Here is a 26,156-nt window from a genome sequence, read left to right as displayed (position 1 = left end):
CCATCACGCCTGCCCCCCAGCCCAGCCAAGACCGTCAGCTTTGCGCAGCCGTCGTAGGTGTCGGTTGTAGCGATGGGTCAGATGTTTGCGTTCCTCGGCATCAAATACATCCGGGCGTGGCGTCTTGGCCTTGCGGGCGTTTATTTTTCCGTCCGGTACAACGATTTGATCGACGCTTAACCCAGTGATCGACGCACAAATCTGCACAGTCTCTGCTTCCAGATCTTCTTGCTGCCAAAGCAACATAGGTGAATCTGGCCAAACCGTTGCGACATCACGAACCACTTCAGGCCAACCGCGCCGATTGTCCAGCAAGGCCTCTCGCGCGCTTTCAAGCGGGGGAGCGTTCTTGCCAACTTGTGGCAGGTAATGAAACGCTGAAGTCCAGACAGCCCCGTAGTCACGCACACCCATCGCGACGCGATTGGGTGACTGTGGCAGCAGACTGTCGTAGGCCGCAAGGCGCTGCGCTACATCGCCGTAAAACGACCCCGACCGAAAGTTATTGCCCATAGACCCCATGAGGTTCTCTTCGGACAGGATCAACGTTTTGACCCCACGATCACGTTCCGCCGAGACATCCTCCGCGAACTGAGACGCCAAAGCGTCCAATGCGACTGCCGCCGCTTTATCAACAGGTTCTGCATCTTCATCCAAACGCCGAATTGTTGCCTGAAATCCGTCGGTATCACGCAATCGTCTCGGCCCCCAAATGGCGACACCACAGTCAGGGTGTGCCGCAATCGTCGCCGTAATCGTGCGTTCAACCATGGTTGATCCGGTGCGATGGGCGCCAATATGCAGCACAAGGTCCAAAGGGTTACTCGAATTCCATGATCACATCATCAACGGACAGGCTATCACCAGCTGCTGCGTTAATTTTCGTAACCGTGGCTTTCTTCTCTGCGCGCAAGATGTTTTCCATCTTCATTGCCTCAACAGTGCACAGAACCTGACCATCCTCGACCTCATCGCCAACTTCGACATCAACCTTCACGATCAATCCCGGCATTGGGCACAGCAACATCTTGGATGTGTCCGGCGGCAGTTTTTCTGGCATCAAAGCGGCCATATCTGCCTGCAAACGAGAGCGCACAAAGACCTTTAGGTCGGCACCTCGGTTGCGAATACGAAACCCGTGCGTTGCTTTGCCAACCTTAAGAACCAATGGTTCGCCATCGACGGTCATGGAGGCAATGCTCATGCCTGGAGTCCAAGTGCCTTCAACGCGTAGAGTTGTTCCGTCGTTAAACGTCACATCCGATCCATTCTGATCGGCATCCAACACCACTTCATGCTCGACACCCTGCAACGTCACAACGGCTTTGTTGTCCACGTGGCGGGTATGATTATCCATACGACCCGTAACACGCGTGCGGCGAATTTCAGCAACACGGTGCATTGCTGCACAAGTGGCTGCGATCCGTTTAATCTCACCGTCGGGGAGCGTAACACCTTCGAACCCTTCAGGGTATTCTTCCTCGATGAACGCGGTTGTCATGTTGCCGGAGGTGAATTTCTCGTGGTCATACACGGCGGACAGGAATGGGATGTTGTGGCCGATGCCCTCGACCTCAAACGTGTCCAAGGCCACGCGCATTTCTTCGATCGCTTCGGCACGGGTCGGTGCCCATGTGCAGAGCTTGGCAATCATCGGGTCATAATACATGGAGATCTCGCCCCCATCATAAACGCCCGTGTCATTGCGCACGGCATGTTTACCTTCCGGCGCATCGCCCTGCCATTTGCCATTCGCAACGAGTGGCCCCGCCGCAACCTCGGCTGGTGGGCGATAGGTCGTCAAACGGCCAATAGATGGCAAAAACCCACGATATGGGTCTTCGGCGTAGAGGCGACTCTCCATCGCCCAGCCGGTCAGGGTCACATCCTTCTGCGCGATCTCTAGCTTCTCGCCATAGGCCACGCGGATCATCTGTTCGACCAGATCAACACCTGTGATCAGCTCAGTTACAGGGTGTTCCACCTGCAAACGTGTATTCATTTCAAGGAAGTAGAAGTTACGGTCGCCATCAACGATGAATTCCACCGTACCCGCAGACGCGTAGTCCACAGCTTTTGCCAGTGCGACAGACTGTTCCCCCATCGCTTTACGTGTGGCTTCGTCCAAGAACGGGCTTGGCGCTTCTTCGATGACCTTTTGCTGACGACGCTGGATCGAACATTCACGCTCGCCCAGATAGATGCCATTGCCGTGGCTGTCGCACAGCACCTGAATTTCGATGTGGCGTGGCTGAGTGACGAATTTCTCGATGAAAATCCGGTCATCCCCAAAAGAGTTCGCGGCTTCGTTCTTAGATGACTGGAACCCTTCACGGGCACCATCATCATCCCAAGCAATCCGCATGCCCTTACCACCGCCACCAGCGGAGGCTTTGATCATAACAGGATAGCCGATCTCTTGGCTGATCTTCACGGCCTCTTCAGCGTCCTCAATCAAGCCCATATGGCCCGGAACGGTGCTAACCTCAGCATCTTGGGCGATCTTCTTGGACGTAATCTTGTCGCCCATCTTCTCGATCGCGCCCTTCGGTGGCCCGATAAAAGCAACACCCGCAGCTTCAAGTGCCTCAGCGAACTTGGAGTTCTCAGACAAGAAACCATACCCCGGGTGCACGGCTTCTGCACCGGTCTGCTTGATCGCGTCCATGATCTTATCGATCACGATATAGGATTGGTTTGCTGGGGGCGGGCCAATGTGAACTGCCTCATCCGCCATTTTGACGTGCAACGCATTGCGGTCCGCGTCAGAATAAACGGCAACGGTTTTGATGCCCATCTTGCGTGCTGTCTTGATGACGCGGCAGGCGATCTCACCTCGGTTGGCGATCAGGATTTTCTTGAACATTGGTAGCCCCTTAGAATGCAAAACCGCCGCACAGGGTCATCCCTGAACGGCGGTCATTAGTCGTGATTGCCCCGAGAGGCGTTGTTAGATTAGCGGCAGGCGTTGGTAACTTCGTCGCAAAGCGCGCCAGCCGCGCCGCCAACGAGTGCCCCAGTGACTGGATCGACACCTGTTGCGTCTGCGAGAACTGCGCCTGCGGCAGCGCCGGCAAGGCCGCGTTCAAGGTCGTTGTCGAGACATGCTGAGAGCGACGCAATGGCCCCAACAGCGAGAATAATACGGATATGTTGCATAGGTTACTGCCCTTATTTTGCGTTTTATTATACCGCGCAGAATCTGCCCTTTGCGCAATCAACACAAGCGTTTTCTGCACAAACTGACGTGAGCGGCGCAAATCCCCCATTCGGCAACGAAATAAGGGTGTCGGTCTGAACCCAAAGGGATCAGACCGACGAGGGGAAGGGTAACGGTATTGACAATGCGAGCCGTCCAGATTGCTGGGCTGAGCGGCTACAAGTACAACCTCGCACAAGCGATCTGACCTGTCATTCGGCATACGCAATGGACCCTCAAACTGAGCCATTTCCCGCCAAAGTTGCAAAATCGTCGGCCAAAAACCGCGCACCCGAACGCCTATCATCATGATTGCCCCGGCGCCCAGTCAGGGCGAAAGATTTCTGGAAAAGACTGCTCTGTGCGCCTCAAATCCAACTTCAAAAGCGCTTCATAGCTTTCAGGATCAAAGGGATCTTCAGCAGGGATAACCTCGCGTCCAAAGACGAAATTCAAACGCCCAGCATCCAGATTGCCCCGCTCAAACGGTTGATCCCCGAAGTGTTCTTTCAAGGCCCACATAAACCCTTCGTCTGCACGGCGATCAGCTGGACGACGGTCTGCATAGCGTTCCCGTTGGAACAGCTTTGGCGGCAAACCCTTTTTGACGGGGCGCCGGATTGTGAACTGGAAATCGGAGCTAGGAAGGCGGCTTGGGAATCCGCGGTGCTTTTCCATCACGCTGCCCCCCGAGAACCGGACGCGTGAGTTGGGACAGGCGTCGTCGCCTGCCCCGAACGTCGATTAGTTATATTTGCCGGAGAAAGTCGGCTCGATAGTGACTGGAACTGGGTCAACGACCACGAATTCCTCGACGTCACTTGCGTTGTTCGCGCCACATGCTGCCATAACGGCAAGCAGGGACACGGCAAAAAGGCTCTTGATGCTCTTAGACATGTTTGTCTCCTGTCTCTGTTTTCCACACGAGTTGGACCGGCATTGCGTCGGTCCCCTCGTGCATTTTGAGGGTAGGCCACTTGGGTGTAACCTCGTGGAAAACTACAAGAACGGCGGCGCAAAAGATACGATCCGGATTTCGACGCCCAAGCCTGTGACTCAGCCGCTACAAAACCCCCATTAGGTGAGCTTTGCCGCGCAACATATTGTGGATGCATCAATATTCCTCCCAGATACAGGTGTCATTTTCGGGTCGAAAAACCTCGAAAAACTGAAGAACGTCAGGGTTATCCTCGCCAAATGGGATGTCCATTGCAGACATCGACAGCACGATTTGGCGCGGCTCTAGGCCATGGGCACCCAAGACAGGCATGACTTGCTCATCGCAAACAACCTGAAAATCATGAGCGACATCCATGTAGGTAAATGCATCGCCGATTTGCGGCGCAAGGAACCGGAAGCGAACAACATCCCCATCCTTCTCCGAGATAAACTCGAGAAATGACAACGTCTGCCCGGACGGTACTTGAATGCCCTCAGCCGCAGCATCCGATGCGGTCGAGATCAAGAAACCACAAACCAATCCCGAAATTGTCAGGGGCTTTAGGGGATTAAAGTGGAATATTGTCATGCTTTTTCCAAGGCATTTGCGCCTGTTTTCCGCGCAAACCAGCAAAGGCACGGCACAAGCGGCGACGTGTGTTGCGTGGTGTAATCACCTCGTCGATGAAACCGCGTTCCGCGGCAACAAATGGGTTCGCAAAACGGTCTTCATAGTCTTTGGTATGTGCCGCCGTCTTTTCAGGATCATCAAGATCGGCGCGGTGAATAATCTCCGTCGCGCCCTTTGCCCCCATCACGGCGATCTCGGCAGTTGGCCACGCGTAGTTCAGGTCGCCCTTCATGTGTTTGGAGGACATAACAACGTAAGCACCGCCGTAAGCCTTGCGCGTAATGACCGTGACCTTTGGCACGGTTGCTTCACCATATGCAAACAACAGCTTCGCGCCGTGCTTAATAACGCCGTTATATTCCTGCGTCACCCCCGGCAAGAAACCCGGAACGTCCACGAGGCTCAGGATTGGAATTTCGAACGCATCGCAGAACCGCACAAACCTTGCCGCTTTACGCGCACTATCAATGTCCAGAACGCCAGCAAGAACCATTGGCTGGTTGGCCACGACGCCCACGGTCTGCCCTTCAAGGCGAATAAAGCCTGTCAGCATATTACCCGCGAAATCCGCCTGAATTTCATAAAAATCGCCCTCATCGGCGATCTTATGGATCAGTTCTTTCATATCGTAGGGTTGGTTCGGGTTGTCAGGGATCAACGTATCAAGGCTTTCTTCGACGCGATCAACCTCATCAAAGAATGGGCGCACTGGCGGCTTTTGACGGTTGTTGAGCGGCAAGAAATCAAACAAGCGGCGCACTTCGGCGATCGCTTCGACGTCGTTTTCAAAGGCACCATCAGCGACAGAAGACTTTTTAGTATGCGTGCTCGCTCCACCCAGCTCTTCGGCTGTTACGACTTCATTGGTCACGGTTTTCACAACGTCTGGACCGGTGACGAACATGTAGGAGCTGTCTTTAACCATGAAGATAAAGTCGGTCATCGCAGGCGAGTAAACCGCGCCACCCGCACATGGCCCCATGATCAAGCTGATCTGCGGTACAACGCCGGACGCCATGATATTGCGTTGGAAGATGTCACCGTACCCACCTAGTGCGTCGACGCCTTCCTGAATACGCGCTCCACCGGAATCGTTAATCCCGATGATTGGCGCGCCATTTTGCATCGCCATGTCCATGATCTTGACGATCTTAGCCGCGTGCGTCGCCGAAACCGAACCACCCAGCACCGTGAAGTCCTGAGCGTAAACATAGGTTTGGCGCCCGTTGATCGTGCCCCAGCCTGTGACAACGCCATCCCCAGCTGGGCGCGTCTTTTCCATACCGAAATCGATGCTACGGTGCGATACGAACGTGTCGTACTCCTCAAAGGACCCCTCATCCAACAACAACTCAATGCGCTCGCGTGCTGTTAGCTTGCCCTTGGCGTGCTGGCTGTCGATGCGTTTCTGCCCACCACCCATGCGCGCCGCTTCACGGCGGGTTTCAAGCTCTTTAAGGATGTCTGTCATGGAATTGCCCCTTTAATTTGACGCACAAACTAACTCCTTTCGGAGGGAGTTCCGAGTCTCATTCCGCAAATTTGCAAAATTCGTGATTAGCAAGCTGCCGAAATTGCAAACCTGCAAAACAATCATCTCGACTTTCTTGCGGAAGCCATAGACCTTTCCAAAGGAGAGGCATAGGTTTTCATCATGTCAAATGCAGCAAGCACAGCACCGATTGTCCGTTTTCTGGACCGCACAACACCGCCCCATATCGCGACCTTGATCCTCATGGCTGGCGTCGGGGCATTGTCGTTGAACGTGTTCCTGCCCTCGCTCCCCTCAATGGCCGAGCATTTTGGCGTTGAATATGGCCTAATCCAGCTGTCGGTTTCGGCTTACCTGGCAACAACCGCCATCGTCCAAATCCTGATTGGGCCAATTTCGGACCGCTTTGGCCGCCGACCGGTTGTGCTTGGAACGGTCGCGATCTTTACGCTCGCCAGCCTCGGCGCCGTGCTTGCGCCAAACTTCACGGTATTTCTGATTTGTCGCTTGCTCCAAACAGCAATCGCGACGGCATTTGCAATCAGCCGTGCGGTCGTGCGGGACATGGTACGCCAAGATCAGGCCGCGTCGATGATCGGATACGTGACAATGGGCATGTCGATCGTGCCGATGTTAGGCCCCGCAGCGGGCGGCCTTTTGGATGAAGTCTTTGGCTGGCAGGCGTCGTTCCTTCTACTTGCAGCCAGTGGTTTCTTACTCTTCATCCTTTGCTTCTTCGATCAGGGCGAAACATTCACCAAACGCGAAGGCGGATTTGCAGCGCAAGTCCGCGAATACCCAGACCTTCTGACCTCCCAACGGTTTTGGGCCTATTGCTTGGCCGCCGCGTTTTCATCCGGTGCCTTCTTTGCATACCTTGGCGGCGCGCCATTCGTTGGTACGGAAGTATTCAAACTCGACGCGTCTCAGCTAGGCATCTATTTCGGATCTCCCGCCATTGGCTATTTGGTCGGCAACGGGTTGTCGGGGCGGTTTTCGATACGTGTTGGCGTAAACCGAATGGTTCTATTTGGGGCCGCAATCACCGCCGTCGGTATGGCTCTCTTACTTATGTGTGACCTTGTTGGCCTTGTTCACCCTCTTGTTTTCTTTGGGTTTATGATTTTCATCGGGCTTGGCAACGGCATCCTTTTGCCAAATGCAAATGCAGGGATGCTATCGGTTCGCCCTGCACTTGCGGGATCCGCAGCAGGTCTTGGCGGTGCATTCATGATCGGCGGTGGCGCTGCTTTATCTGTGATCGCTGGATTTGTCCTTGGCCCAGAAACAGGCGCGCGCCCTCTTATCGTGTTGATGCTCCTAACCACAATGTCATCAGTCGTATGTGCCCTTTGGGGGATCATGCGCGCGCGTCGTGTCGGAGCCGAAACCCTCTAACTCTCGACTCATGACTTTGCAAAGTCTATTAACTGCTTTGCAAAGGGGCGATCATGGCAGCACAAAAACTATATGCAGGCGCAAAACTGCGCGAATTACGCGGTCGTATTGGCCTCACGCAAAAGGGTTTCTCTGAGAAACTTGGCGTGTCCCTGCCCTATCTTAACCAGATGGAAAATAATAACCGCCCCGTATCAACGACCGTTGTACTGGCCCTCGCGCAGGAATTCGGATTCGACGTCACGGAACTGCAATCCGGCGACGAAGCCCGCTTGGTCGGAGATATGCGCGAAGCGCTTGCCGATCCGGTGTTCAGCGGCCCGACGCCGCCCCTTGCTGATCTCAGGCTCGCGGCTTCCAACGCCCCAGCGCTCGCTCGCGCTTTTCTTGATTTACACAGTGCCTACCGCCAAACCCATGAGCGCCTTGCTTCGCTCGATGAGGCATTGGGCCGCGAAGACAGCCGCCTTCAACCCTCGCCTTGGGAAGAAGTCCGGGACTTCTTTCATTACTGCGACAACTACATCGACGCCGTGGACCGTGCGGCAGAACGCTTTACTCTCAAAGCCGCAGAAAATGACGATGGAAACATCGAAGCCGCTGCGCGCAAAGCCCTAGCCGAAAGCGGCGTTCGTGTGGTTCTAAAGGACGATCCGTCGCCCAGCTCTGACGCCATTCGCTACTATGATCCAGCCAGCCGGACATTGACCCTATCCACCAAAGCGGCCCCGACAACCCAACGGTTTCAGCTGCTTTTACAGGTCGCCCTGATTAAGCAAGCCAAGCTGTTGGACGCGACCTTGGACTTCGCAAAATTCCAATCCCCCCAAGCCCGCAGTATCGCGATGGTCGGTTTGGCAAACTACTTTGCCGGTGCTGCACTCATGCCTTACGGCGCGTTCTTGGCCGCCGCGCAATTCACCCGCCACGATCTGGAACGATTGGCGGATCAGTTCGGTGCCTCACTGGAACAGGTCGCCCACCGCCTATCAACCTTGCAGCGCCCGGGGTCCAAAGGCATCCCGTTTTTCTTTGTGCGGGTTGATCCTGCAGGCACCATCACCAAACGGCACTCAGCAACGACGCTGCAATTCGCGCGGTTTGGTGGCGCTTGTCCGTTGTGGAATGTGCATGGTGCCTTTGAAACCCCCGGTCGTTGGTTACGACAATTGGCTGAAACGCCCGATGGCGTGCGGTATTTCTGCCTTGCGCGTGATGTCAGCAAACCTGGCGGGTCATGGGGGACTCCGACGCGGCGATATGCCATTGGACTCGGCTGCGAAGTAAAACACGCGGGCGCATTGGTTTACGCTGACCATATGATGACAGATCAAGCAGAAGCCTTTGAACCAATTGGTATTTCTTGCCGTATATGCGAACGCCGCGCCTGCCCGCATCGCTCCGTGCCACCATTGGAACGGCAACTCAGAGTCGACCCGAACGAGCGCGGCATGCTGCCGTATCAGGTTGACTAAGCGTTCAACGCCGCAAAGATTTCGTCTTTCAACTTCATCCGCTCTTTGCGCATCTGCTGCATATGGGCGTCATCTGTCGGCTCAATGTCAGTTTCGGCGCGGTGCACGGCACGGTTCACTTCGTGATACGCGTCGCTGAGTTTGGCAAAATGTGCGTCTGATTGCTTCAAAGCGCTGATCTTGTCGGCAAATTCAGGGAACTCGGCATGCAGTTCATGTGGTGTGTGAGACATTTCTTAATCCTCCAGTATGTTTCTCAACCAAGCTAGACTGGATCAAGAAAACCAACTCTGATCTGGATCAAAGAAAAACGATCTCTGGGATTAATTTCGTGCTGCACGCCAACCAGCTGCGCGGGCCTCGGCCTCGCTACAGAACCAGCGCTCACCGTTGGCTTCATTAATGCGCGTATTATCATAATCGCCGTTGTGAGGCATGTGATAGATCCGGCCCGAGCCCGATATATTACCTTTAATGATGCAGCTAGAATTGGGGGAAACGAAACCTTCGCCCGCTGTGCGTTGTTCGGCGCGAAACTCCGCCGGTGTCTGCATATCGCTGGACCACAGCCCGACCCCACGCACCTGAGCCGCCTTTTCCGCCAGATCATAATCCATCGAGTATTGACGATACGCCTCGGCAAGGCCGTCGGAGACGATGATCTCGTTCACGTTTCGCCCATCGATAAAACAGCGCCCAACGATGCGACCGTATCGATCAACGTCGACTTCTTCACAGGTCGCGATCTGTCCTTCGAACCGGTCCCGAAGTTCGTCACGCACAAACGCACCACATGCCCATTCACCCCGTTGAGGATGGGTACAGGTCTGATCAACCTCAGGCGCATCGATGCCATGCAGACGCACACGGGCATCCCCAACATGGAAAGTATCCCCATCCACGACATGAACAGGGCCCTGAACATCGGCAAAACATGGCGTCGCGAGACACAACAATAAGTAGGTTATTCGAAGCATCCCACTACATAGTGGGTCTCGATGCGCCTTTGCAAGTACTTCCTAAACAACAGGTTAACGTTGCTCGGTCTGCCAATTTGGGTGCAGCCACGGTTCATCATTCGCAGGTGGCAAAGGAGCCTTGCCCAAGATGTGATCGGCCATTTTCTCACCCACCATGATCGACGGCGCATTCAGGTTCCCGTTGGTGATGCGCGGAAAGATTGAACTGTCGGCGACCCGTAGGTTTTGAACACCAATGACCCGCCCTTCTGGGTCAACTACCGCCATCGGATCATCCGCGCGGCCCATTTTGCAAGTGCCACAGGGATGATAAGCGCTTTCGACATGTTCGCGGATAACTGCATCCAACGCTTCATCGCTTTGCGCGTCCACACCAGGGATCAATTCATCGCCCCGATATGGCGCAAAAGCATCTTGGCCGAAAATTTCTCGGGTCAGGCGAATACAGTTGCGAAATTCATCCCAGTCATCCGGATGCGACATGTAGTTAAAGAATATCCGAGGCGCGGTGTCGGGGTCCGCTGAGTTCAACGTTACCTCGCCCCGTGATTTTGAACGCATCGGCCCAACGTGCGCCTGATACCCTTCGCGCGCGCCCCCACCATCATAGCGCACAGCGATCGGAAGGAAGTGAAACTGAATGTCAGGATAGTCTAATCCAGCCTTTGATCGGATAAACCCTGCGGCTTCGAACTGATTGGACGCGCCGACACCTGTTTTTGTAAAGAACCACCGCGCCCCGACCATGGCTTTGCGTAAGATTGGCCAGTATTTGTAAAGGCTATGACGCCCCTTTGCGGCCATTTGCACGTATAGTTCAAGGTGATCCTGTAGGTTTTGACCGACCCCAGCACGGTCAGCCACCAACTCAATTCCATGTTCGGCCAAATGTTCCGCCGGTCCGATCCCCGACAACATCAGAAGCTTGGGCGAATTGATCGCCGAGGCTGCGATGATGACTTCCTTATGCGCCGTTACCTCTCGGCCGTCGGTCAACGCCGCGCCCGTTGCACGACCGTCGTTCATTATCACACGCGCCGCCGTGCCGCGGACAACTTCACACTTTCCGGATGCCTGTGCAGGTCGCAAATAGGCGGACGCAGCTGACCAGCGTTTGCCCTTCCAGATCGTCGCATCAAAGGGGCCAAACCCTTCTTGTTGCTCACCATTGTAATCGGAGGTCAACTGGTAGCCCGCTTGCCCGCCAGCCTTAATGAACGCACGGGTTAGCGGGTTCGTTCCAGGCCCTCGGGTGACATGCAACGGGCCACCTTTACCGCGCCATGCAGGATCACCACCGCGACCGCCTGAGTGCCAATCTTCCATACGTTTGAAGTAGGGCAGTACATCGGCATACGCCCAGCCATCCGCACCTTGATCCGCCCAATGATCATAGTCGCGGGCATGGCCGCGCACATAGATCATGCCATTGATCGAACTCGATCCGCCGACCACTTTGCCCCGTGGACAGGCCAACTCACGTCCGTCCAGATTTGGTTCGGGTTCAGACCGATACCCCCAATCATACAGGCTCATGTTCATCGGATAAGACAGCGCAGCTGGCATATTGATAAGTGGGCCGATGTCACTCCCGCCCGTCTCAATCACGATGACGGACTTGCCCGCCTCGGTCAGCCGATAGGCCATCGTACAGCCAGCGCTGCCCGCTCCGATTATGACGTAATCTGCTTGCATTTAGAACGGCGCCTCAACTGGGCCCATTCCAACGTAGACCGATTTCATTTGGCTATAATGCTCGATCGCCGCTTTAGAGTTTTCGCGGCCAACGCCCGACAGTTTTGTGCCGCCAAACGGAGCCTCAACAGGGGCAAGGTTATAGGTGTTGATGTAAGTTGTTCCCGCCTCAAACCCTGCGACCATGCGGTGCGCGCGTGTCAGGTCTTGGGTAAAGACACCCGCCGCAAGCCCAAAGTCCGTGGCATTCGCGCGTTCCAGCACATCGGCTTCGTCATCAAAGTCCAGCACGCTGAGCACGGGGCCGAAAATCTCATCCGTGGCGATTATCATGTCATCTGTTACGTCTGCAAAAACAGTGGGCTGCAGGTAATAACCCTGCGTGCCCTCACGTTTGCCGCCCGCAACCAGACGCGCACCTTGCTCTAGCCCTTTGGCAATGAACCCTTGCACGATCTCCATCTGGCGCCCTGACACCATCGGCCCAAAGTTCACGGATTCATCCAACGGGTCGCCCATTTTGACATCCTTTAAGCGTTCGGTCAGCCGTTTCAAAAACGCCTCCTTGATCCCGCTCTGAACGAAAACCCGCGTCCCGTTGGAACAGACCTGACCAGAACTGTAGAAGTTGCCCAAAATCGCACCAGAAACGGCGTCTTCTAAATTCGCATCATCGAAAATCACGATGGGGGATTTGCCGCCCAATTCCATTGTGACATGGCGAATACCTTCTGCCGCTGCGGCGTATACCTTGCGACCCGTCGGAACCGATCCTGTCAGCGAAACCTTGTCAACGCGCGGGTCGGTGATAAGCGCGGCCCCAACATCGCCCATACCCTGAACGACATTATAAATGCCTGCGGGCGCGCCGGCCTCGTGCAGGATTTCGGCAACCTTTAAGGCGCAAAGCGGCGTCATTTCTGATGGCTTAAAGATCATCGAATTACCGCAGGCCAAAGCAGGTGCCCCTTTCCAAGCAGCAATTTGCGTCGGGTAGTTCCACGCTCCAATGCCGACACAAACGCCCAGCGCTTCGCGGCGGGTATATACAAAATCATCACCCAACTGGATGTGCTCTCCGGTTAGGGCACCCGCTAGACCGCCAAAATATTCCAAAGCATCCGCCGCAGATGTGGCGTCTGCAACAAGCGTTTCCTGCAGCGGTTTGCCTGTGTCGTTGGTTTCCAGAATACTGAGATCGCGATTACGCTCACGAATGATGTCGGCTGCACGACGCAGCACGCGGCCACGCTCGGTACCGCTCATTGCAGCCCATGCTTTTTGGGCGCGTTTTGCAGCGTTCAAGGCCAGTTCAATGATCGCTGGGGTCGCGGCATGCACTTGCGCGATTTGTTCCTCGGATACGGGGCAAATCACGGGGATCGGCGTTCCTGCTGTGTCTTCTACATATTGGCCGTCGATGAAGTGGCTGGCAGTCGGTTGGATATCATAAGGCATATTTTATTCTCCGCGGGGAAAGCGTTGATTTTCTTCAAGAACATTTAGGTCCATGTGATTGCGCATGTAGCGTTCAGACGCTTTTTGCAGAGGCTGGTGGTCCCATGGGTAATAGTCGCCGTTGCGCAAAGCCTCATAAACGACCCAACGACGGGCCTGGCTTTCGCGAACGGCCGCGTCAAAGGCATTAAGATCCCAGCGTGCTTCGGATTTCGCGCGCAATTGGTCTAAAGTGCCTTGATGTTTAGCAACATCCGCAAGGTTGTTTAACTCATGTGGGTCAGTCTCAATATCAAATAGTTGATCTGGGTCGAGCGCACAGCGCGTGTATTTCCATTTCCCATATCGTAGGCAAACCAATGGGGCATATGACCCTTCGGCGGCGTATTCCATTGCCACCGGTTCGCTCCGTTCAACGCCATTTGCCAATGGCACAAGAGACATGCCTTCGGTCCATGGCATGACTTCCTCCATGGACACACCCGCAAGATCACACAGCGTTGGCGTCACATCGATATTGGACACAGGCGTATCGATTGAACCCGCAGGGACGTCCGGGCCACAGACCATCAAAGGCACCCGCGCAGATCCCTCATAAAATGACATCTTGAACCAAAGCCCACGTTCACCCAGCATATCGCCGTGATCAGCCACAAACAGGATTGTCGCCTCTTGGCGGGTGTCTTCAAGCGTTTGTAAAACCTCACCAATTTTATCATCCAGATAGGAAATATTGGCGAAGTAGGCACGGCGCGCACGGCGCACTTGTTCTTCTGTAATCTCGAAATTCTCGTGATCGTTCGCGTCGAGTATGCGCTGGGAGTGGGCATCTTGATCCTTGTAGGGGATCGGGCCAATCTCGGGCAGCAGGTGGTCGCAATCCTCATAGAGGTCCCAGTATTTCTTGCGGGCCACATAAGGGTCGTGCGGATGGGTGAACGAAACGGTCAGGCACCACGGGCGGGCATCATGCCCCCGCGCGAGATCATAAATCTTACGGGTTGCGTTGTAACAAACCTCGTCGTCGTATTCCATTTGGTTGGTAATTTCGGCAACACCTGCCCCTGTAACCGACCCCATATTGTGATACCACCAATCGATACGCTCACCCGGTTTGCGGTAATCCGGCGTCCAGCCAAAGTCAGGTGGATAGATGTCTGTGGTGAGCCGTTCTTCGAACCCGTGCAGCTGATCTGGTCCGACAAAATGCATCTTTCCGGACAGGCAGGTTTGGTACCCCGCACGGCGCAGATGATGCGCATAGGTCGGGATAGACGACGCAAATTCAGCCGCATTGTCATAGACCTGTGTACGAGACGGCAGTTGCCCCGACATAAACGACGCCCGCCCCGGCGCGCACAAAGGTGACGCGGTATAGGCATTCTTGAAACGGGCGGATTTGGCGGCCAGTTTCTTCAGGTTCGGGGCATGCAACCAATCGGCCGGGCCATCTGGAAACAAGGTTCCGTTCAGCTGATCGACCATAATGATAAGAATATTCTGCTTGCTCATGATCAAGCTCCTGTAAGACGTTCAAGGGCACGTAGTGCGGTAGCCTCAACGTGTTTCGGGTCACTGGTTTGGGCGAGAGCCGCACGTAAATACAACCCATCGATTAAGGCCGACAACGTTTCGGCGTCCTCAACAGGTGTCGACGACAACGGACGCAGCGCATGGGTCAGGTTTGACAGCAACCGCTGCTGGTACAGCCGCAACAAGCGATGCATTTCCGGCTGCGTTGTCGCCTGCGCATAAAGGGTCATCCAAGCGCTCACCGTCGCCGGATCAAAACAGGACGGCGCGAAATTGGCAGAAATCAAGGCCTCGGCGCGGGCGCGCGGGGTATTGGCCCCACGCAGCTTGCTGCGTACTTCGGCCCCGAAATCACGTAAGATGTGACGCATCGCAGCGAGAAAGATTTGATCCTTTCCACCAAAATAGTGATGAGCCAAAGCCGAAGACATCCCCGCCTCTTTGGCGATCTGGCTTACAGTGACGTCGAGCGACCCTTGCGCACCGATCACATCAATTGTCGCCTGCACCAAAGCAGCACGCCGGATCGGTTCCATTCCAAGTTTCGGCATGCCGCCCCCAAGTCTTTGTACTCTCAGGACGGTAAATTATTTTTAATTGACTCGTCAATCAATAAAAAACCTCAGCACTCGCCTGCTATTTCATGCCCGTAAACTGTGCCGGACTTGTAAGGGCCGCTGTTGGCGGCCATGCTGAGGTCCTTGTAAGAAAGAAAGCTTTTTCAAATGCGCATGATCCCTTTAACAGTCGCCTTCGCCGTATTGTCATCTTGCCAAATGACCGATCCCGGCCCTCAGGTCACAACAAGAGAAGAACGGCTCTTACTAGGACGGACGGTCATGGACGACTGCGTGCGGTCCGAGTGCGGTCGGCTGAACCTCGACAGTCAATTGGTCGAAGATTACACCCCTGTTGCCCAAATGGGCCACGTAACGGCATTCATGACAAGTTACACCGACTTCGATGGCTTGTCGGACATCGCCACTATGTCACAATTGAATGAACTCCACATCGGGATGACTCAAGTGACCGACCTCGGCAGCCTTGGCAATTTCCCGAACCTGCGTCTTTTGCATGTGCAAGGCCTATCGGTCGAAGACTTTAGCCCAATCGGACAGCTGCAAAACCTAGAAGAACTTGCCATCGGAGCAAACGCTGTTGGCGATCTTTTATTCGTAAGAGATCTGCGCTCTCTTAAAAATCTGAACCTAGAACGCGCCGAGGTGACGTCCTTTTCAGGATTGCGCAATCACCCGTCGATTGAGCGATTGGACCTTGTGGATGCGGCGCTGCCAAACGATTTGTCTGTCCTGCGCAGTATGCCAAAACTACGTCAGATATCTGTTTCTCAATGGTCACTAAACGAAGACCAACAACTGGTCATCGACGCACTGCGTGACTCTGGCGTTGAGGTGCTCGTCGAAGCGTTAATGGTCGTTTGCTAAGCGGTGGCCCGTGCAGCCATGTTTTCAGCGGCCTGTTCAAGCTCATGCACCAGCGTTCCCGCCATGGACCGCATGACCATCACTTCGAATGAGTGCACGCCAAGACGGGTGATGCTCGCGGTCATATGGCCAACCAAGGTGCGTGCCGTGTGGCCGCGTTTGAACTGACTGTCTCGCACATCAAGGGGCGTGAGTCGCGCCAAGACTGCCGAAGTATCAACACCGTCAATCCGCACAATCGCCCACGCATCCGATTGATCGATACAAGCCGCGCCTTTTAGATCTGGGCAGTTCGCCCCCATCAGCAAAGCCTGTCCCATACCAACCCAAACGGCACGGGCGCCCGTGCCAACGGCGCGGTTCGGCGCGGGAAAGGACACCCCCAATGCATCCTTCAAAGCTGCAGACACGGCTTTCGTTTGCCCCGCGAATGGCGCGATTAATGTGATCAAGGCAGGTTCGACCTCTGTCAAATCAACAGCACCAATTGTTTTCGGCAACAACCCCATGCAGGGCGATTTCGCGATCAGTTTAACCACGGGCAAGTTCCCCTTCTGGATCCAAGAACACAGGGTGACAGACTTCGTAAAGGGTCCGCACATCGCGCAAGTGATCCACCAATATCACATGTTCACCGTATCGGTTTGGGCCGTCTTTGAGGAACGCAAGGCCGAGGTCGTGACCAAGCGTCGGTGAATAACAAACCGACGTGACATAGCCCTGAGAATTCAAACGCACCGCATCCGCTCCCTCAACGAAAAGATGCGCACCAGAAGTGAGCTTTCCGTCCGCCTCAATCGGCTTCAGGCCAACAAGTTGTTCACGTTGAGGATCAAGCAGACCTTCACGGCGCGACGGCGCATTGCCGATACAGTCTTTCTTCTGGCTCACCATACGATCAAACCCGATATCAAACGCGGTTGTGCGACCGTGGATTTCCGCGTGGGTGATGAACCCCTTTTCGATCCGCATAACGTTGAGCGCTTCCATTCCGTAAGCACCCCCACCCATGGCTTCGGCTTGGGCAGTCAACTGCCCGAACAAGGACGCACCATAGCGCGCTGGCACAGCAATTTCATAAGCATGTTCCCCCGAAAACGAGATGCGGAACAACCGCCCCTGAACACCGCTGATCCCTACGGTCCCACAGGCCATAAACGGCCAACTGTCATTGTCGATTTCATCATCGAAAATCGTGTTCAATAAATCCCGAGATTTCGGACCAGCAACGGCAAACTGCGCCCATTGTTCGGTGACGCTTGCGAACCTCACATCAAGATCAGGGCGAAGCGCTTGAGACACCCAATCCAAGTGGCGCATAACCTGCCCCGCTGCAGCGGTTGTCGTCGTCATGACATAGTGGTTTGGCCCCAGACACGCCGTGGTTCCATCATCCATCACATGCCCGTCTTCGCGTAGCATCAACCCGTATCGAACGCGTTTTTCTTTCAACGTGGAGAACGTGTTGCAGTAGACGAAATCCAAAAACGCAGCAGCGTCCGGCCCTTGAATGTCGATCTTGCCCAATGTGCTAACATCGCAAACTCCGACAGCGCCCCGCACCATCGTGACCTCACGATTGCAGCTATCGAGCCACGTTTCCTCACCAGATCGCGGGAAATAGCTGGGGCGATACCATAGTCCCGCCTCGATCATCGGCGCACCGCGGCTGGTGGTGGCATGGTGCGATGTCATCAACCGTTCAGGTGCAAACCCGTGGCCCTGTGATCCAGCCCCCATAGCGGCAATTGCAACGGGCGAATACGGCGGACGAAATGTTGTCGTTCCCGTTTCAGGAATGCCCCGCCCCGTCGCATCAGCCAGCACAGCCAAAGCCGCGACGTTGGAATTTTTGCCCTGATCGGTCGCCATTCCTTGTGTGGTATAGCGTTTCATGTGCTCTACGCTGCGAAAGTTTTCCAATGCCGCAAGCCGGATATCTTTGACGGTCACGTCATTCTGAAAGTCCAACCACTTGCGGCCCTTACCTTCGACCTGCCAAAGCGGTTCGATCCTGTATGGCGCGTCCTCCGCACTTGGCGTTTCTACATCTGCAGCATCCACTCCAAGATCTACTAAAACGCGCTGCGTTGTATCGATCCCGTCCTGAAGACAGCCAAGCGTTGAAAAGACACCATTCGCCGCCCCCGCAACGGACATATTCGGCACGGATCCTTCGGTAGGAACAAAGCTAAATATGTTGTCAGACCATGTGGGGCGCCCGTTCATATGGCAGGTCAAATGAACGGTCGGGTTCCAACCGCCAGACATCGCTAGACAGTCTGTCGCAATTTCTTCGGTACCGCCCGAGTGCTCAACCGTGATAGATGTCAGCCCATGCCGCCCCTTGGTGGCGATCACTTGCCCGCCCTTGAACAAAGGGTAATCGCCCAGTGCATGTGCGCTGTCACGGCTGTCGATCACACCAGCCACCGTCACTCCGGCGTCGATGAAATCCAGCGCCGTACGGTGGGCGTCGTCATTGTTGGCAAACACGGTGACCGCCTGCCCCGGCGCCACGCCCCATCGGTTCAAATAGCTGCGCACCGCGCCCGCCGTCATGATTCCGGGGCGATCATTATTCGGGAACGCGATCGGCCGTTCCAACGCGCCAGCACAAAGGATCGAGCGTTTTGACACAATCCGCCAGAAACACTCGCGCGGGCCCGTCCGGTCTGCACGGTGATGCCCGACCCGTTCAAGCGCCGCATATGTGCCTTGATCATAGGCCCCCGCGACAGTCGTTCGCGGCATGAGGCGCACGTTTTCCATGGCATTCAGCTCGGCGATTTGTTGCGTCGCCCAATCAGCGCCGGCTTGCCCGTCAACGTCATAGGTTTCCGCCAACAGGCGCCCCCCCATGCGGCTGTCTTCATCCGCAAGGATCACATCCAGCCCCGCCCGCGCAGCCGTCAGTGCCGCCATAATCCCAGCGGGCCCCGCGCCAATCACCAACACATCACAATGAGCAAAGGCCTTTTCGTAGGTGTCGTCGTTGGTTTCACCAGACAAAGCGCCAAGCCCAGCGGCCCGGCGAATGATGGGTTCGTACACCTTTTCCCAGAACGCTTTGGGCCACATGAATGTCTTGTAATAGAATCCCGCACTCAAGAAAGGGGACATCAGATCGTTCACCGCCATGACGTCGTTTTTCAACGACGGCCAAGCGTTTTGCGACCGCGCCTCTAGCCCGTCAAAAAGCTCCTGCGTGGTGGCGCGGATGTTGGGGTCTTGCTTCGCCGCCTCACCAAGCGTCACCAAGGCGTTTGGTTCTTCCGATCCTGCCGACAGTATTCCACGCGGACGGTGATATTTGAACGAGCGCCCCACCAAACGCTGCCCATTGGCAAGCAATGCCGCCGCCAACGTATCGCCTTCACGTCCCTGATATTCTTGCCCGTCAAACGTGAACGTCAACGGAGCGCCATTCGCATTTAGACCTTTGCCTTGGACTCTCATGCTTTGGCCTTCTGCGCCAGCTCTGCGCCATAAACTTCGTGCGTAACTGTGTTGCGGTGCACCACGATCCACGCACCACAGCCCGCCTCGTGATGCCAAAGATCACGAGTTTCCCCTGCTGGGTTGTCGCGGTTGTGCAGGTAATCATTCCAAGCAGCGTCGCCTGCATCCCGCGCGGGGCGGTCCAAGGTCACAGCGGCCCCTTGGTAGAAAAACTCGCGACGGTCTCGGTCTCCGCACAAAGGACATGGCAAGCGCATATCAGCCTCCGCAACTTCGTAGGGTCGATGCACCAATGACGATGCCGTCACTGCCGACGGTGCGTATTTGATAGGCGTTACCGAACTGGAAAACATCTGCTTCCCCTGAGGCTTGGCCGCAAAACCCGTTAACGAAACCTTGGGATGCGACGTCATGTAGGATGCGTTTTTGGACAGTTTCCAAACCCGCTCCGCCGATTGGCAATTTCAAATCAAAAACCACCAGCGCGCCCGCAGCCTGAACATTGCTTAAGGTAACCCCACCGCCAAAATCCTCTCCAATTGATGGTGCCATGCCCTGCACCATCAATCCAGACATAAGGCAGGCCTCTGGGCTTTGGCATGGTTCTGTCTGCGGCACCGTGGTGCACGACACTAAAACAGTTAGACCTAGAACGGAGAGGATACGAACAATGATAGCCAATTTAGATGCTCCTATTAAGCAATTTATTAATGAAGATTATGTTGAGAGCCTGTGCCCTCTTCGTCCATCAGCCCAACACCCGTACGAAAACGATCAAGACGGAATTTGGCAGCAGGTTCATGGTGGCGATCTTGGGCAATAAGGTGGGCATACGAAAAGCCTGACCCCGGCACGGCCTTGAATCCGCCGTAGCACCAGCCACAATTGAGGTAGAGCCCCTCGATCCCCGATTTATCAATAATGGGTGATCCGTCTGATGACATATCCATAATCCCGCCCCAGCTGCGCAAGACTTTGGCCTTGCCGATTGCGGGCATCAGCGTCATCGCGGCATCCATTACGTGTTCAGCCATGGGCAGATTGCCCCGTGCTGCATAGGACGCGTAAAAGTCCAGATCACCCCCAAAAACCAACCCGCCCTTGTCAGACTGACTGATGTAGAAGTGACCCATGCCAAAGCTGACAACAGTATCAAGGATCGGCTTCACGCCTTCGGACACAAACGCCTGCAAGATGTGGCTTTCGATCGGTAGACGCAGGCCCGCCATCTGCGCGACCTGCCCCGAACGACCCGCGACGACAATTGCGACTTTCTTGGCGCGGATCGCACCACGCGTGGTCTGCACGCCTTTGACGACGCCAGCTTCGATATCAATGCCCGTCACTTCGCAATTCTGGATCAGATCGACGCCGCGTTGGTCTGCCCCACGTGCATATCCCCACGCAACAGCATCATGGCGCGCTGTGCCGCCCCGTTTGTGCAAAAGGCCGCCGTAGACAGGAAACCGGACATTGTCGAAATCAATAAATGGCACATGCTCGCGCACGCCCTCACGATCCAGCAGGATCGCATCGTCGCCCTGGTTGATCATCGCATTACCGCGCCGCGCAAAAGCATCGCGTTGCCCGTCAGAGTGGAAAAGGTTCAGCACACCGCGTTGCGACATCATCGTGTTGTAGTTGAGGTCTTGTTCCATCCCCTCCCAGAGCTTCAGAGAGTGAGAGTAAAATTCAGAATTTCCGGGAAGCAGGTAGTTTGCCCGCACGATGGTTGTATTACGGCCCACGTTGCCGCCACCGAGGTAGCCCTTTTCGAGCACCGCAACATTGGTGATGCCGTGTTCTTTTGCCAGATAGTACGCTGTCGACAATCCATGCCCACCCCCGCCGATGACAATCACATCGTATTCAGGCTTTGGGGCTGGGTTGCGCCAAACGGGTTTCCACCCTTTTTGCCCCATCAGCCCTTCTTTGATGACTTTTAGTCCGGAATAGCCGCTGAACAATCCCATAACATCCCCTTGCTTCTTTCAAACCCTAGCCATGCTAGCGGCAACCGCAATGCCGCATTTCGACAAAAGCGGTTCTATCCACGACAAGCCAAGCGCTGAGCACTCAAGTTGAAAAAACAACGACATAGTGGAGACCCAACGAAAAAAGGGCAGACGCACGCGCCTGCCCTCGTTTTTAATGGCAAAGGGTCGTTAAAGACCTTTGGCGCGATAACTTTTGGCAACGCGGTCAATCGAAACCAGATAGGCCGCCGTGCGTAGATCATGTACATCATCACGGGCATGCCAGACCTCGCGCATGGCTTGGTAGGCCGTGCGCATCGTGTCATCCAGGCCAGACCGAACGAGTTCCAATTCGTCCGCACCGCGCAAATACTTGTCCTTAAAGTTTGGTGTCATCGACCACTGATCGCCCAAATGGGTGCTGAGACGTTCGAGCTCACCCACGATCAGTTCATGGCGGCTTTCTTCTTGGCGGCGCTGCATACGCCCAAACCGGATGTGGCTCAGGTTCTTGACCCATTCAAAATAAGACACCGTCACACCGCCAGCATTGGCGTACATATCGGGAATGATAACCGTGCCCTTTTCGCGCAAAATATCATCGGCGCCCGCTGTAACCGGCCCGTTCGCAGCTTCGATAATCAATGGCGCTTTGATATTGGCGGCATTGGTCAGGTTGATGACCCCTTCCAGCGCCGCTGGAATCAGAATGTCGCAATCCTGTTCCAGAACAGATGCCCCGTTTTCAACATAGGTCGCATCCGGGTAACCCTTTACGCCACCGTGTTTGCTGATCCATGCATGGACAGCCTCGACGTCGATCCCATTTTCATCAGACAATGCACCATCGCGTTCAATAATCCCTGTAATCAAACTGCCGTCTTCCGAGCGCAGAAACGACGCGGCATGGTAGCCCACGTTGCCCAAGCCCTGAACAACAACACGTTTTCCATCAAGTTTTCCCTTAAGACCCGCTTTCTTGATGTCCTCTGGATGGCGAAAGAATTCCTGCAACGCATATTGGACGCCCCGCCCCGTTGCCTCTACGCGGCCCTGAATACCACCCGCGTGGGCCGGTTTGCCTGTAACACAAGCGGCCGCGTTAATGTCTGTGGTGTTCATGCGGCGGTACTGATCGGCGATCCACGCCATTTCACGCTCACCCGTCCCCATATCAGGTGCTGGAACGTTCTGGGATGGATTGATCAGGTCCCGCTTGGCGAGCTCGTAGGCAAAGCGGCGGGTAATCCGCTCCATCTCGTCCTCGTTCCATTCGCGCGGGTCAATGCACAAGCCACCTTTGGATCCGCCAAAGGGCGTTTCGACCAATGCGCACTTGTAGGTCATCAAGGCGGCCAGCGCCTCTACCTCGTTCTGGTTAACCCCCATGGAAAAGCGAATACCACCCTTCACAGGTTCCATATGTTCGGAATGCACAGACCGATATCCTGTAAATGTTTCGATCTTACCGCGCAGGCGCACCCCGAAACGCACTGTATACGTTGCGTTACAAACGCGGATCTTTTCTTCGAGCCCTAAAGGCAAATCCATAAGCGCGACTGCGCGGTTAAACATTATGTCCACGCTCTCGCGAAATGAAGGTTCTTTAACGTGTTCAGATTGGGTGCTCATGAGGGATCCTTTCATGAATAAAACACAGTCCGCCTATGCGGAAAATCCTGATGTCAGGTTAACCAATAGTGGCTAGCAACATTAGCTTAACCACGATTCGCACAAAAAATGGGCAGATTAATTTGACGTTAAGAAATTTTTTATAAATCCTACGATCGCCCTTTAAAAATAAGCAGGGATTAACCAAGAAAAACGTTGATCGTCCTCGAATTGACGACAATCCGCAGAAAAAAAGTAAACCGTCCTAAAAATGGCGGGGTGTTAACCACTTGTCGCCGCAATTCGCCCTATTTCTGCCATCTGCAAATGCTCTAAGAACTCAGATCAGTAGGACGAGTCCGACTCCGCATTCCGCGTAGGGGCTTTGAGGATAGTGAGATGACAACGATGTTTAACCCAATCAAAACGACCGCAAACGCCGTAACTCGGCAGTTAGGACGTTTCCGCAAAGACGAAGAAGGTGCGATGATCATCTTCTCTCTTATCTTGTTTGTCCTCATATTGACGTTTGGCGGCATGGCCGTTGACTTGATGCGCTTCGAAACAACGCGTGCAAAACTGCAGGCGACTTTGGACCGCGCAACACTTGCTGCAGCAGATCTGGACCAAACAGAAGACCCTGCTGACATCGTCGTCGACTATTTCACCAAGGCCGGAATGATCGACTTTTTGGACGGCCCCCCTATCGTTGAGCAAGGCATCAACTACCGCGTCGTGACAGCCAATGCTAAAGTTGACATGCCGTTGTTCTTCTTTGACCTGCCAAATGTCTTCATGAATCCGTTTAACCCGGGCCTTTCAACATTTACCGTTGTTGGGGCCTCCACCGCCGAAGAGCGTGTAACTGACGTTGAAGTTTCTCTGATTTTGGACGTTTCGGGTTCGATGTCACGCGACAACCGCATTCAGAACTTGCGCCCTGCGGCACGCAACTTTGTGTCTACCGTTTTGGAAAACAACACCAATGCACCAAACGGGCTCATCACAATCTCAATCGTTCCTTACTCTGCTGTTGTGAACCCAGGAACGGGCATTTCTCCGTTGTTGAACATCGACCGCACGCATGACTTCTCTACCTGCCCATTGTTTGAGGATGATTCCCTCTTTGAGACAACTGCGCTTGATCTCGATGAAACCTACCCTCACGTGTCGCACTTTGACCCGGATTGGTATTCTGCCGACTTAAAGCCGATCCAGAACCCATGGTGCCACGTTGGCGATTTCAACAGCATTGTGCCGCTCTCAACGGACGAAGAGTTGTTGCACGATGCAATCGATGCGCTTGAGCCTTATGGCAACACAGCCATTGATATGGGCATGAAGTGGGGCGTTGCCCTGCTTGACCCGAGCACACAAGATATCGTGACTGCACTGGCGGGCGACAGCGATTCAAGCGTTCCTGCCATCGCGGCCGGGCGCCCTCAAGCCCACGACCAGAGCGACATTGCCAAAATTGTTGTTTTAATGACGGATGGTTCGAACACACAGCAATACGACCTGTATGATCGCTTCAAGAACAACATGTCCTATATTTGGTTCAACCTCAGCGACTACGACACCGACTATGGAAACATGGCGCTTCAAGACGTGAACCGGAATTACATTTCGGTTCAGTACGATGGTCTTCGGACGCCAGAATACTATGAAGACGACCGTTTCTACATCAGCCACAGCTATTCTTCTCAGCGTTGGAAAGACTATCCCAGCGGTTATTCATCTAACGCCGAATACGTTGCTGCAATGGAAGCAGGCCCTATCCCTGGTTTGTCGATGGTCAACGGCATGGGAAATCGCTATGCAAATGATGTGCACCAAGCATCTTGGCAGGAACTTTACGCGACTTGGGAATACAACCGCGTGAACAACGATCTGCTGTCGCGCGCGAAAAGCGCCGGCGCAATCCCGAACAGCGCAGGTACAACATGGGCCCGCGATGAGCACGGAAACTATCTGTACGATGAAAACGGTGACAACATTCTCGTCTATTATGCCGACTACAATGACGCCGACTACTCAATCGATTACGATATCGTAGACGGTGATGAGGCTGACGATCGTCTGTCTGACATCTGTGAGGCAGCACGCGACCAAGGCATCATCATCTATACTGTTGCGTTTGAAGCACCACATGGCGGTCAGACAGCGCTTGCGGATTGTGCCAGCTCTCCGAGCCACTACTTCGATGTGGACGGCACCGATATTACCGATGCGTTCTCCTCCATTGCGTCTGACATCCGCGCACTGAAACTGACTCAGTAAGGACCACTGTGATGACACATGGTTTCAAGTCGATAGGACGTTTCCTTCGGGGGTTCCGCCGTGGCGAAGACGGCGGACCAACGATCGAATTCTGCATCATGTTCATTCCGTTCATGGTCCTGACAATTTCGGCGTTCGAACTCGGGCTGTTGACGACTCGTCACGTGATGCTTGAACGCGGCTTGGACATGGCTATTCGCGAAGTCCGTTTGAACACAGGTAATCACATCGACGAGGACGACTTGAAAGTCATGGTGTGCAATGCCGCTGGCCTTATCCCTGAATGCACCGAGAGAATGCGCCTCGAGATGGTTACTGTCGACTTGCGCGTGACCAATGGTGTCGGTGCAGGCAAGGTGGACCCTGTTCCAGAATGTGTCGATAGTTCTGACCCCTTTGCGCGCCCGATTGGTTTTGACAATGGTCTGCCAAACCAAATGATGATCGTGCGCGCCTGCGCCCGCGCTGCTCCTATGTTCCCAGATTCTGCCTTGGGCTGGTTTCTGTCGCGCATGAACGACAATGACCCCGGCTACTACCGCCTTGTTGCGACGTCAGCCTTTGTCATGGAGCCTATTTAAC

Annotated in this window: 24 protein-coding genes; 5 read left to right on the top strand and 19 right to left on the bottom strand. The window is 54.7% G+C overall.

Annotated features, from left to right (window positions below):
* Positions 1 to 3 precede the first annotated feature (3 nt).
* The 7 genes from L0666_RS10755 to L0666_RS10725 all read right to left on the bottom strand — a co-directional run bounded on the left by L0666_RS10755 (position 4) and on the right by L0666_RS10725 (position 6,240).
* Entirely contained in the window at positions 4 to 771 is a 768-nt protein-coding gene (locus L0666_RS10755; protein WP_235261306.1) for a hypothetical protein, read from the bottom strand.
* Between the two features lie 49 nt (positions 772 to 820).
* Positions 821 to 2,866: an acetyl-CoA carboxylase biotin carboxylase subunit gene (locus tag L0666_RS10750; RefSeq protein ID WP_235261305.1), complete on the bottom strand. Its 2,046-nt coding sequence runs from the start codon at positions 2,864 to 2,866 to the stop codon at positions 821 to 823.
* An 89-nt stretch (positions 2,867 to 2,955) separates the two neighbouring features.
* A complete protein-coding gene (locus L0666_RS10745; RefSeq protein ID WP_235261304.1) occupies positions 2,956 to 3,159 on the bottom strand; it encodes a hypothetical protein in 204 nt (67 codons plus the stop codon).
* A 346-nt stretch (positions 3,160 to 3,505) separates the two neighbouring features.
* The gene (locus L0666_RS10740; RefSeq protein WP_235261303.1) at positions 3,506 to 3,877 is read right to left on the bottom strand and encodes a hypothetical protein; all 372 of its coding nucleotides are present in this window, start codon (positions 3,875 to 3,877) and stop codon (positions 3,506 to 3,508) included.
* Positions 3,878 to 3,943: 66 nt separating this feature from the next.
* Complete coding sequence (locus L0666_RS10735) at positions 3,944 to 4,096, bottom strand: hypothetical protein (RefSeq protein WP_235261302.1); 153 nt, start codon at positions 4,094 to 4,096, stop codon at positions 3,944 to 3,946.
* 217 nt (positions 4,097 to 4,313) lie between these two features.
* Complete coding sequence (locus L0666_RS10730) at positions 4,314 to 4,727, bottom strand: DUF6497 family protein (protein WP_235261301.1); 414 nt, start codon at positions 4,725 to 4,727, stop codon at positions 4,314 to 4,316.
* Positions 4,708 to 6,240 carry an acyl-CoA carboxylase subunit beta gene (locus tag L0666_RS10725; RefSeq protein WP_235261300.1) on the bottom strand — a complete coding sequence of 511 codons (1,533 nt, stop codon included), beginning with the start codon at positions 6,238 to 6,240 and terminating at the stop codon, positions 4,708 to 4,710. Before L0666_RS10725 ends, L0666_RS10730 begins: the two co-directional genes overlap by 20 nt.
* A gap of 183 nt (positions 6,241 to 6,423) precedes the next feature.
* On the opposite strand from L0666_RS10725, the gene L0666_RS10720 reads away from it, so the two are divergent.
* Positions 6,424 to 7,659, top strand: coding sequence for a multidrug effflux MFS transporter (locus L0666_RS10720; protein WP_235261299.1), 1,236 nt, complete (start codon positions 6,424 to 6,426; stop codon positions 7,657 to 7,659).
* A gap of 53 nt (positions 7,660 to 7,712) precedes the next feature.
* Complete coding sequence (locus tag L0666_RS10715) at positions 7,713 to 9,134, top strand: helix-turn-helix domain-containing protein (protein ID WP_235261298.1); 1,422 nt, start codon at positions 7,713 to 7,715, stop codon at positions 9,132 to 9,134.
* Here L0666_RS10715 and L0666_RS10710 read toward each other — a convergent pair.
* The 6 genes from L0666_RS10710 to betI form a co-directional block, all read right to left on the bottom strand.
* Positions 9,131 to 9,367 carry a YdcH family protein gene (locus L0666_RS10710; RefSeq protein WP_235261297.1) on the bottom strand — a complete coding sequence of 79 codons (237 nt, stop codon included), beginning with the start codon at positions 9,365 to 9,367 and terminating at the stop codon, positions 9,131 to 9,133. The two genes, L0666_RS10715 and L0666_RS10710, sit on opposite strands and share 4 nt — an antisense overlap.
* 90 nt (positions 9,368 to 9,457) lie before the next feature.
* Positions 9,458 to 10,111 carry a thermonuclease family protein gene (locus L0666_RS10705; protein WP_235261296.1) on the bottom strand — a complete coding sequence of 218 codons (654 nt, stop codon included), beginning with the start codon at positions 10,109 to 10,111 and terminating at the stop codon, positions 9,458 to 9,460.
* A gap of 54 nt (positions 10,112 to 10,165) precedes the next feature.
* Entirely contained in the window at positions 10,166 to 11,809 is a 1,644-nt protein-coding gene (gene betA / locus L0666_RS10700; RefSeq protein WP_235261295.1) for a choline dehydrogenase, read from the bottom strand.
* On the bottom strand, positions 11,810 to 13,267 hold the full coding sequence (gene betB, locus L0666_RS10695; protein WP_235261294.1) for a betaine-aldehyde dehydrogenase: 1,458 nt from the start codon (positions 13,265 to 13,267) through the stop codon (positions 11,810 to 11,812).
* A gap of 3 nt (positions 13,268 to 13,270) precedes the next feature.
* Positions 13,271 to 14,779: a choline-sulfatase gene (gene betC / locus L0666_RS10690; RefSeq protein ID WP_235261293.1), complete on the bottom strand. Its 1,509-nt coding sequence runs from the start codon at positions 14,777 to 14,779 to the stop codon at positions 13,271 to 13,273.
* Positions 14,780 to 14,781: 2 nt separating this feature from the next.
* Positions 14,782 to 15,351, bottom strand: a complete 570-nt coding sequence (betI, locus tag L0666_RS10685; RefSeq protein WP_235261292.1) for a choline-binding transcriptional repressor BetI — start codon at positions 15,349 to 15,351, stop codon at positions 14,782 to 14,784.
* A gap of 180 nt (positions 15,352 to 15,531) precedes the next feature.
* Here betI and L0666_RS10680 point away from each other — a divergent pair, with 180 nt between their 5' ends.
* The gene (locus L0666_RS10680; RefSeq protein ID WP_235261291.1) at positions 15,532 to 16,245 is read left to right on the top strand and encodes a leucine-rich repeat domain-containing protein; all 714 of its coding nucleotides are present in this window, start codon (positions 15,532 to 15,534) and stop codon (positions 16,243 to 16,245) included.
* On the opposite strand, the gene L0666_RS10675 is transcribed toward L0666_RS10680, so the two are convergent.
* The 6 genes from L0666_RS10675 to L0666_RS10650 all read right to left on the bottom strand — a co-directional run bounded on the left by L0666_RS10675 (position 16,242) and on the right by L0666_RS10650 (position 23,315).
* Positions 16,242 to 16,784 carry a sarcosine oxidase subunit gamma gene (locus tag L0666_RS10675; RefSeq protein ID WP_235261290.1) on the bottom strand — a complete coding sequence of 181 codons (543 nt, stop codon included), beginning with the start codon at positions 16,782 to 16,784 and terminating at the stop codon, positions 16,242 to 16,244. The genes L0666_RS10680 and L0666_RS10675 overlap by 4 nt on opposite strands.
* The gene (locus L0666_RS10670; protein ID WP_235261289.1) at positions 16,777 to 19,704 is read right to left on the bottom strand and encodes a sarcosine oxidase subunit alpha family protein; all 2,928 of its coding nucleotides are present in this window, start codon (positions 19,702 to 19,704) and stop codon (positions 16,777 to 16,779) included. The genes L0666_RS10675 and L0666_RS10670 overlap by 8 nt, the downstream gene beginning before the upstream one ends.
* Positions 19,701 to 19,964 (bottom strand): sarcosine oxidase subunit delta, encoded by a 264-nt coding sequence (locus tag L0666_RS10665; protein ID WP_235261288.1) that lies wholly within the window; start codon positions 19,962 to 19,964, stop codon positions 19,701 to 19,703. The genes L0666_RS10670 and L0666_RS10665 overlap by 4 nt, the downstream gene beginning before the upstream one ends.
* A 1-nt stretch (position 19,965) precedes the next feature.
* Positions 19,966 to 20,388, bottom strand: a complete 423-nt coding sequence (locus tag L0666_RS10660) for a hypothetical protein (RefSeq protein ID WP_235261287.1) — start codon at positions 20,386 to 20,388, stop codon at positions 19,966 to 19,968.
* A 26-nt stretch (positions 20,389 to 20,414) separates the two neighbouring features.
* On the bottom strand, positions 20,415 to 21,680 hold the full coding sequence (locus L0666_RS10655; protein ID WP_235261286.1) for a sarcosine oxidase subunit beta family protein: 1,266 nt from the start codon (positions 21,678 to 21,680) through the stop codon (positions 20,415 to 20,417).
* 192 nt (positions 21,681 to 21,872) lie between these two features.
* A complete protein-coding gene (locus L0666_RS10650) occupies positions 21,873 to 23,315 on the bottom strand; it encodes a Glu/Leu/Phe/Val family dehydrogenase (RefSeq protein WP_235261285.1) in 1,443 nt (480 codons plus the stop codon).
* Between the two features lie 378 nt (positions 23,316 to 23,693).
* Between L0666_RS10650 and L0666_RS10645 the strand changes: the two genes are divergently transcribed.
* Complete coding sequence (locus L0666_RS10645; protein WP_235261284.1) at positions 23,694 to 25,574, top strand: TadE/TadG family type IV pilus assembly protein; 1,881 nt, start codon at positions 23,694 to 23,696, stop codon at positions 25,572 to 25,574.
* Between the two features lie 11 nt (positions 25,575 to 25,585).
* On the top strand, positions 25,586 to 26,155 hold the full coding sequence (locus L0666_RS10640) for a TadE/TadG family type IV pilus assembly protein (protein ID WP_235261283.1): 570 nt from the start codon (positions 25,586 to 25,588) through the stop codon (positions 26,153 to 26,155).
* Position 26,156 lies beyond the last annotated feature (1 nt).

Source organism: Octadecabacter algicola (assembly GCF_021532625.1).
GTDB lineage: Bacteria > Pseudomonadota > Alphaproteobacteria > Rhodobacterales > Rhodobacteraceae > Octadecabacter > Octadecabacter algicola.
The sequence above is the reverse complement of the archived record's forward strand: the minus strand, read 5'-3'. Positions and strand labels throughout refer to the sequence as shown.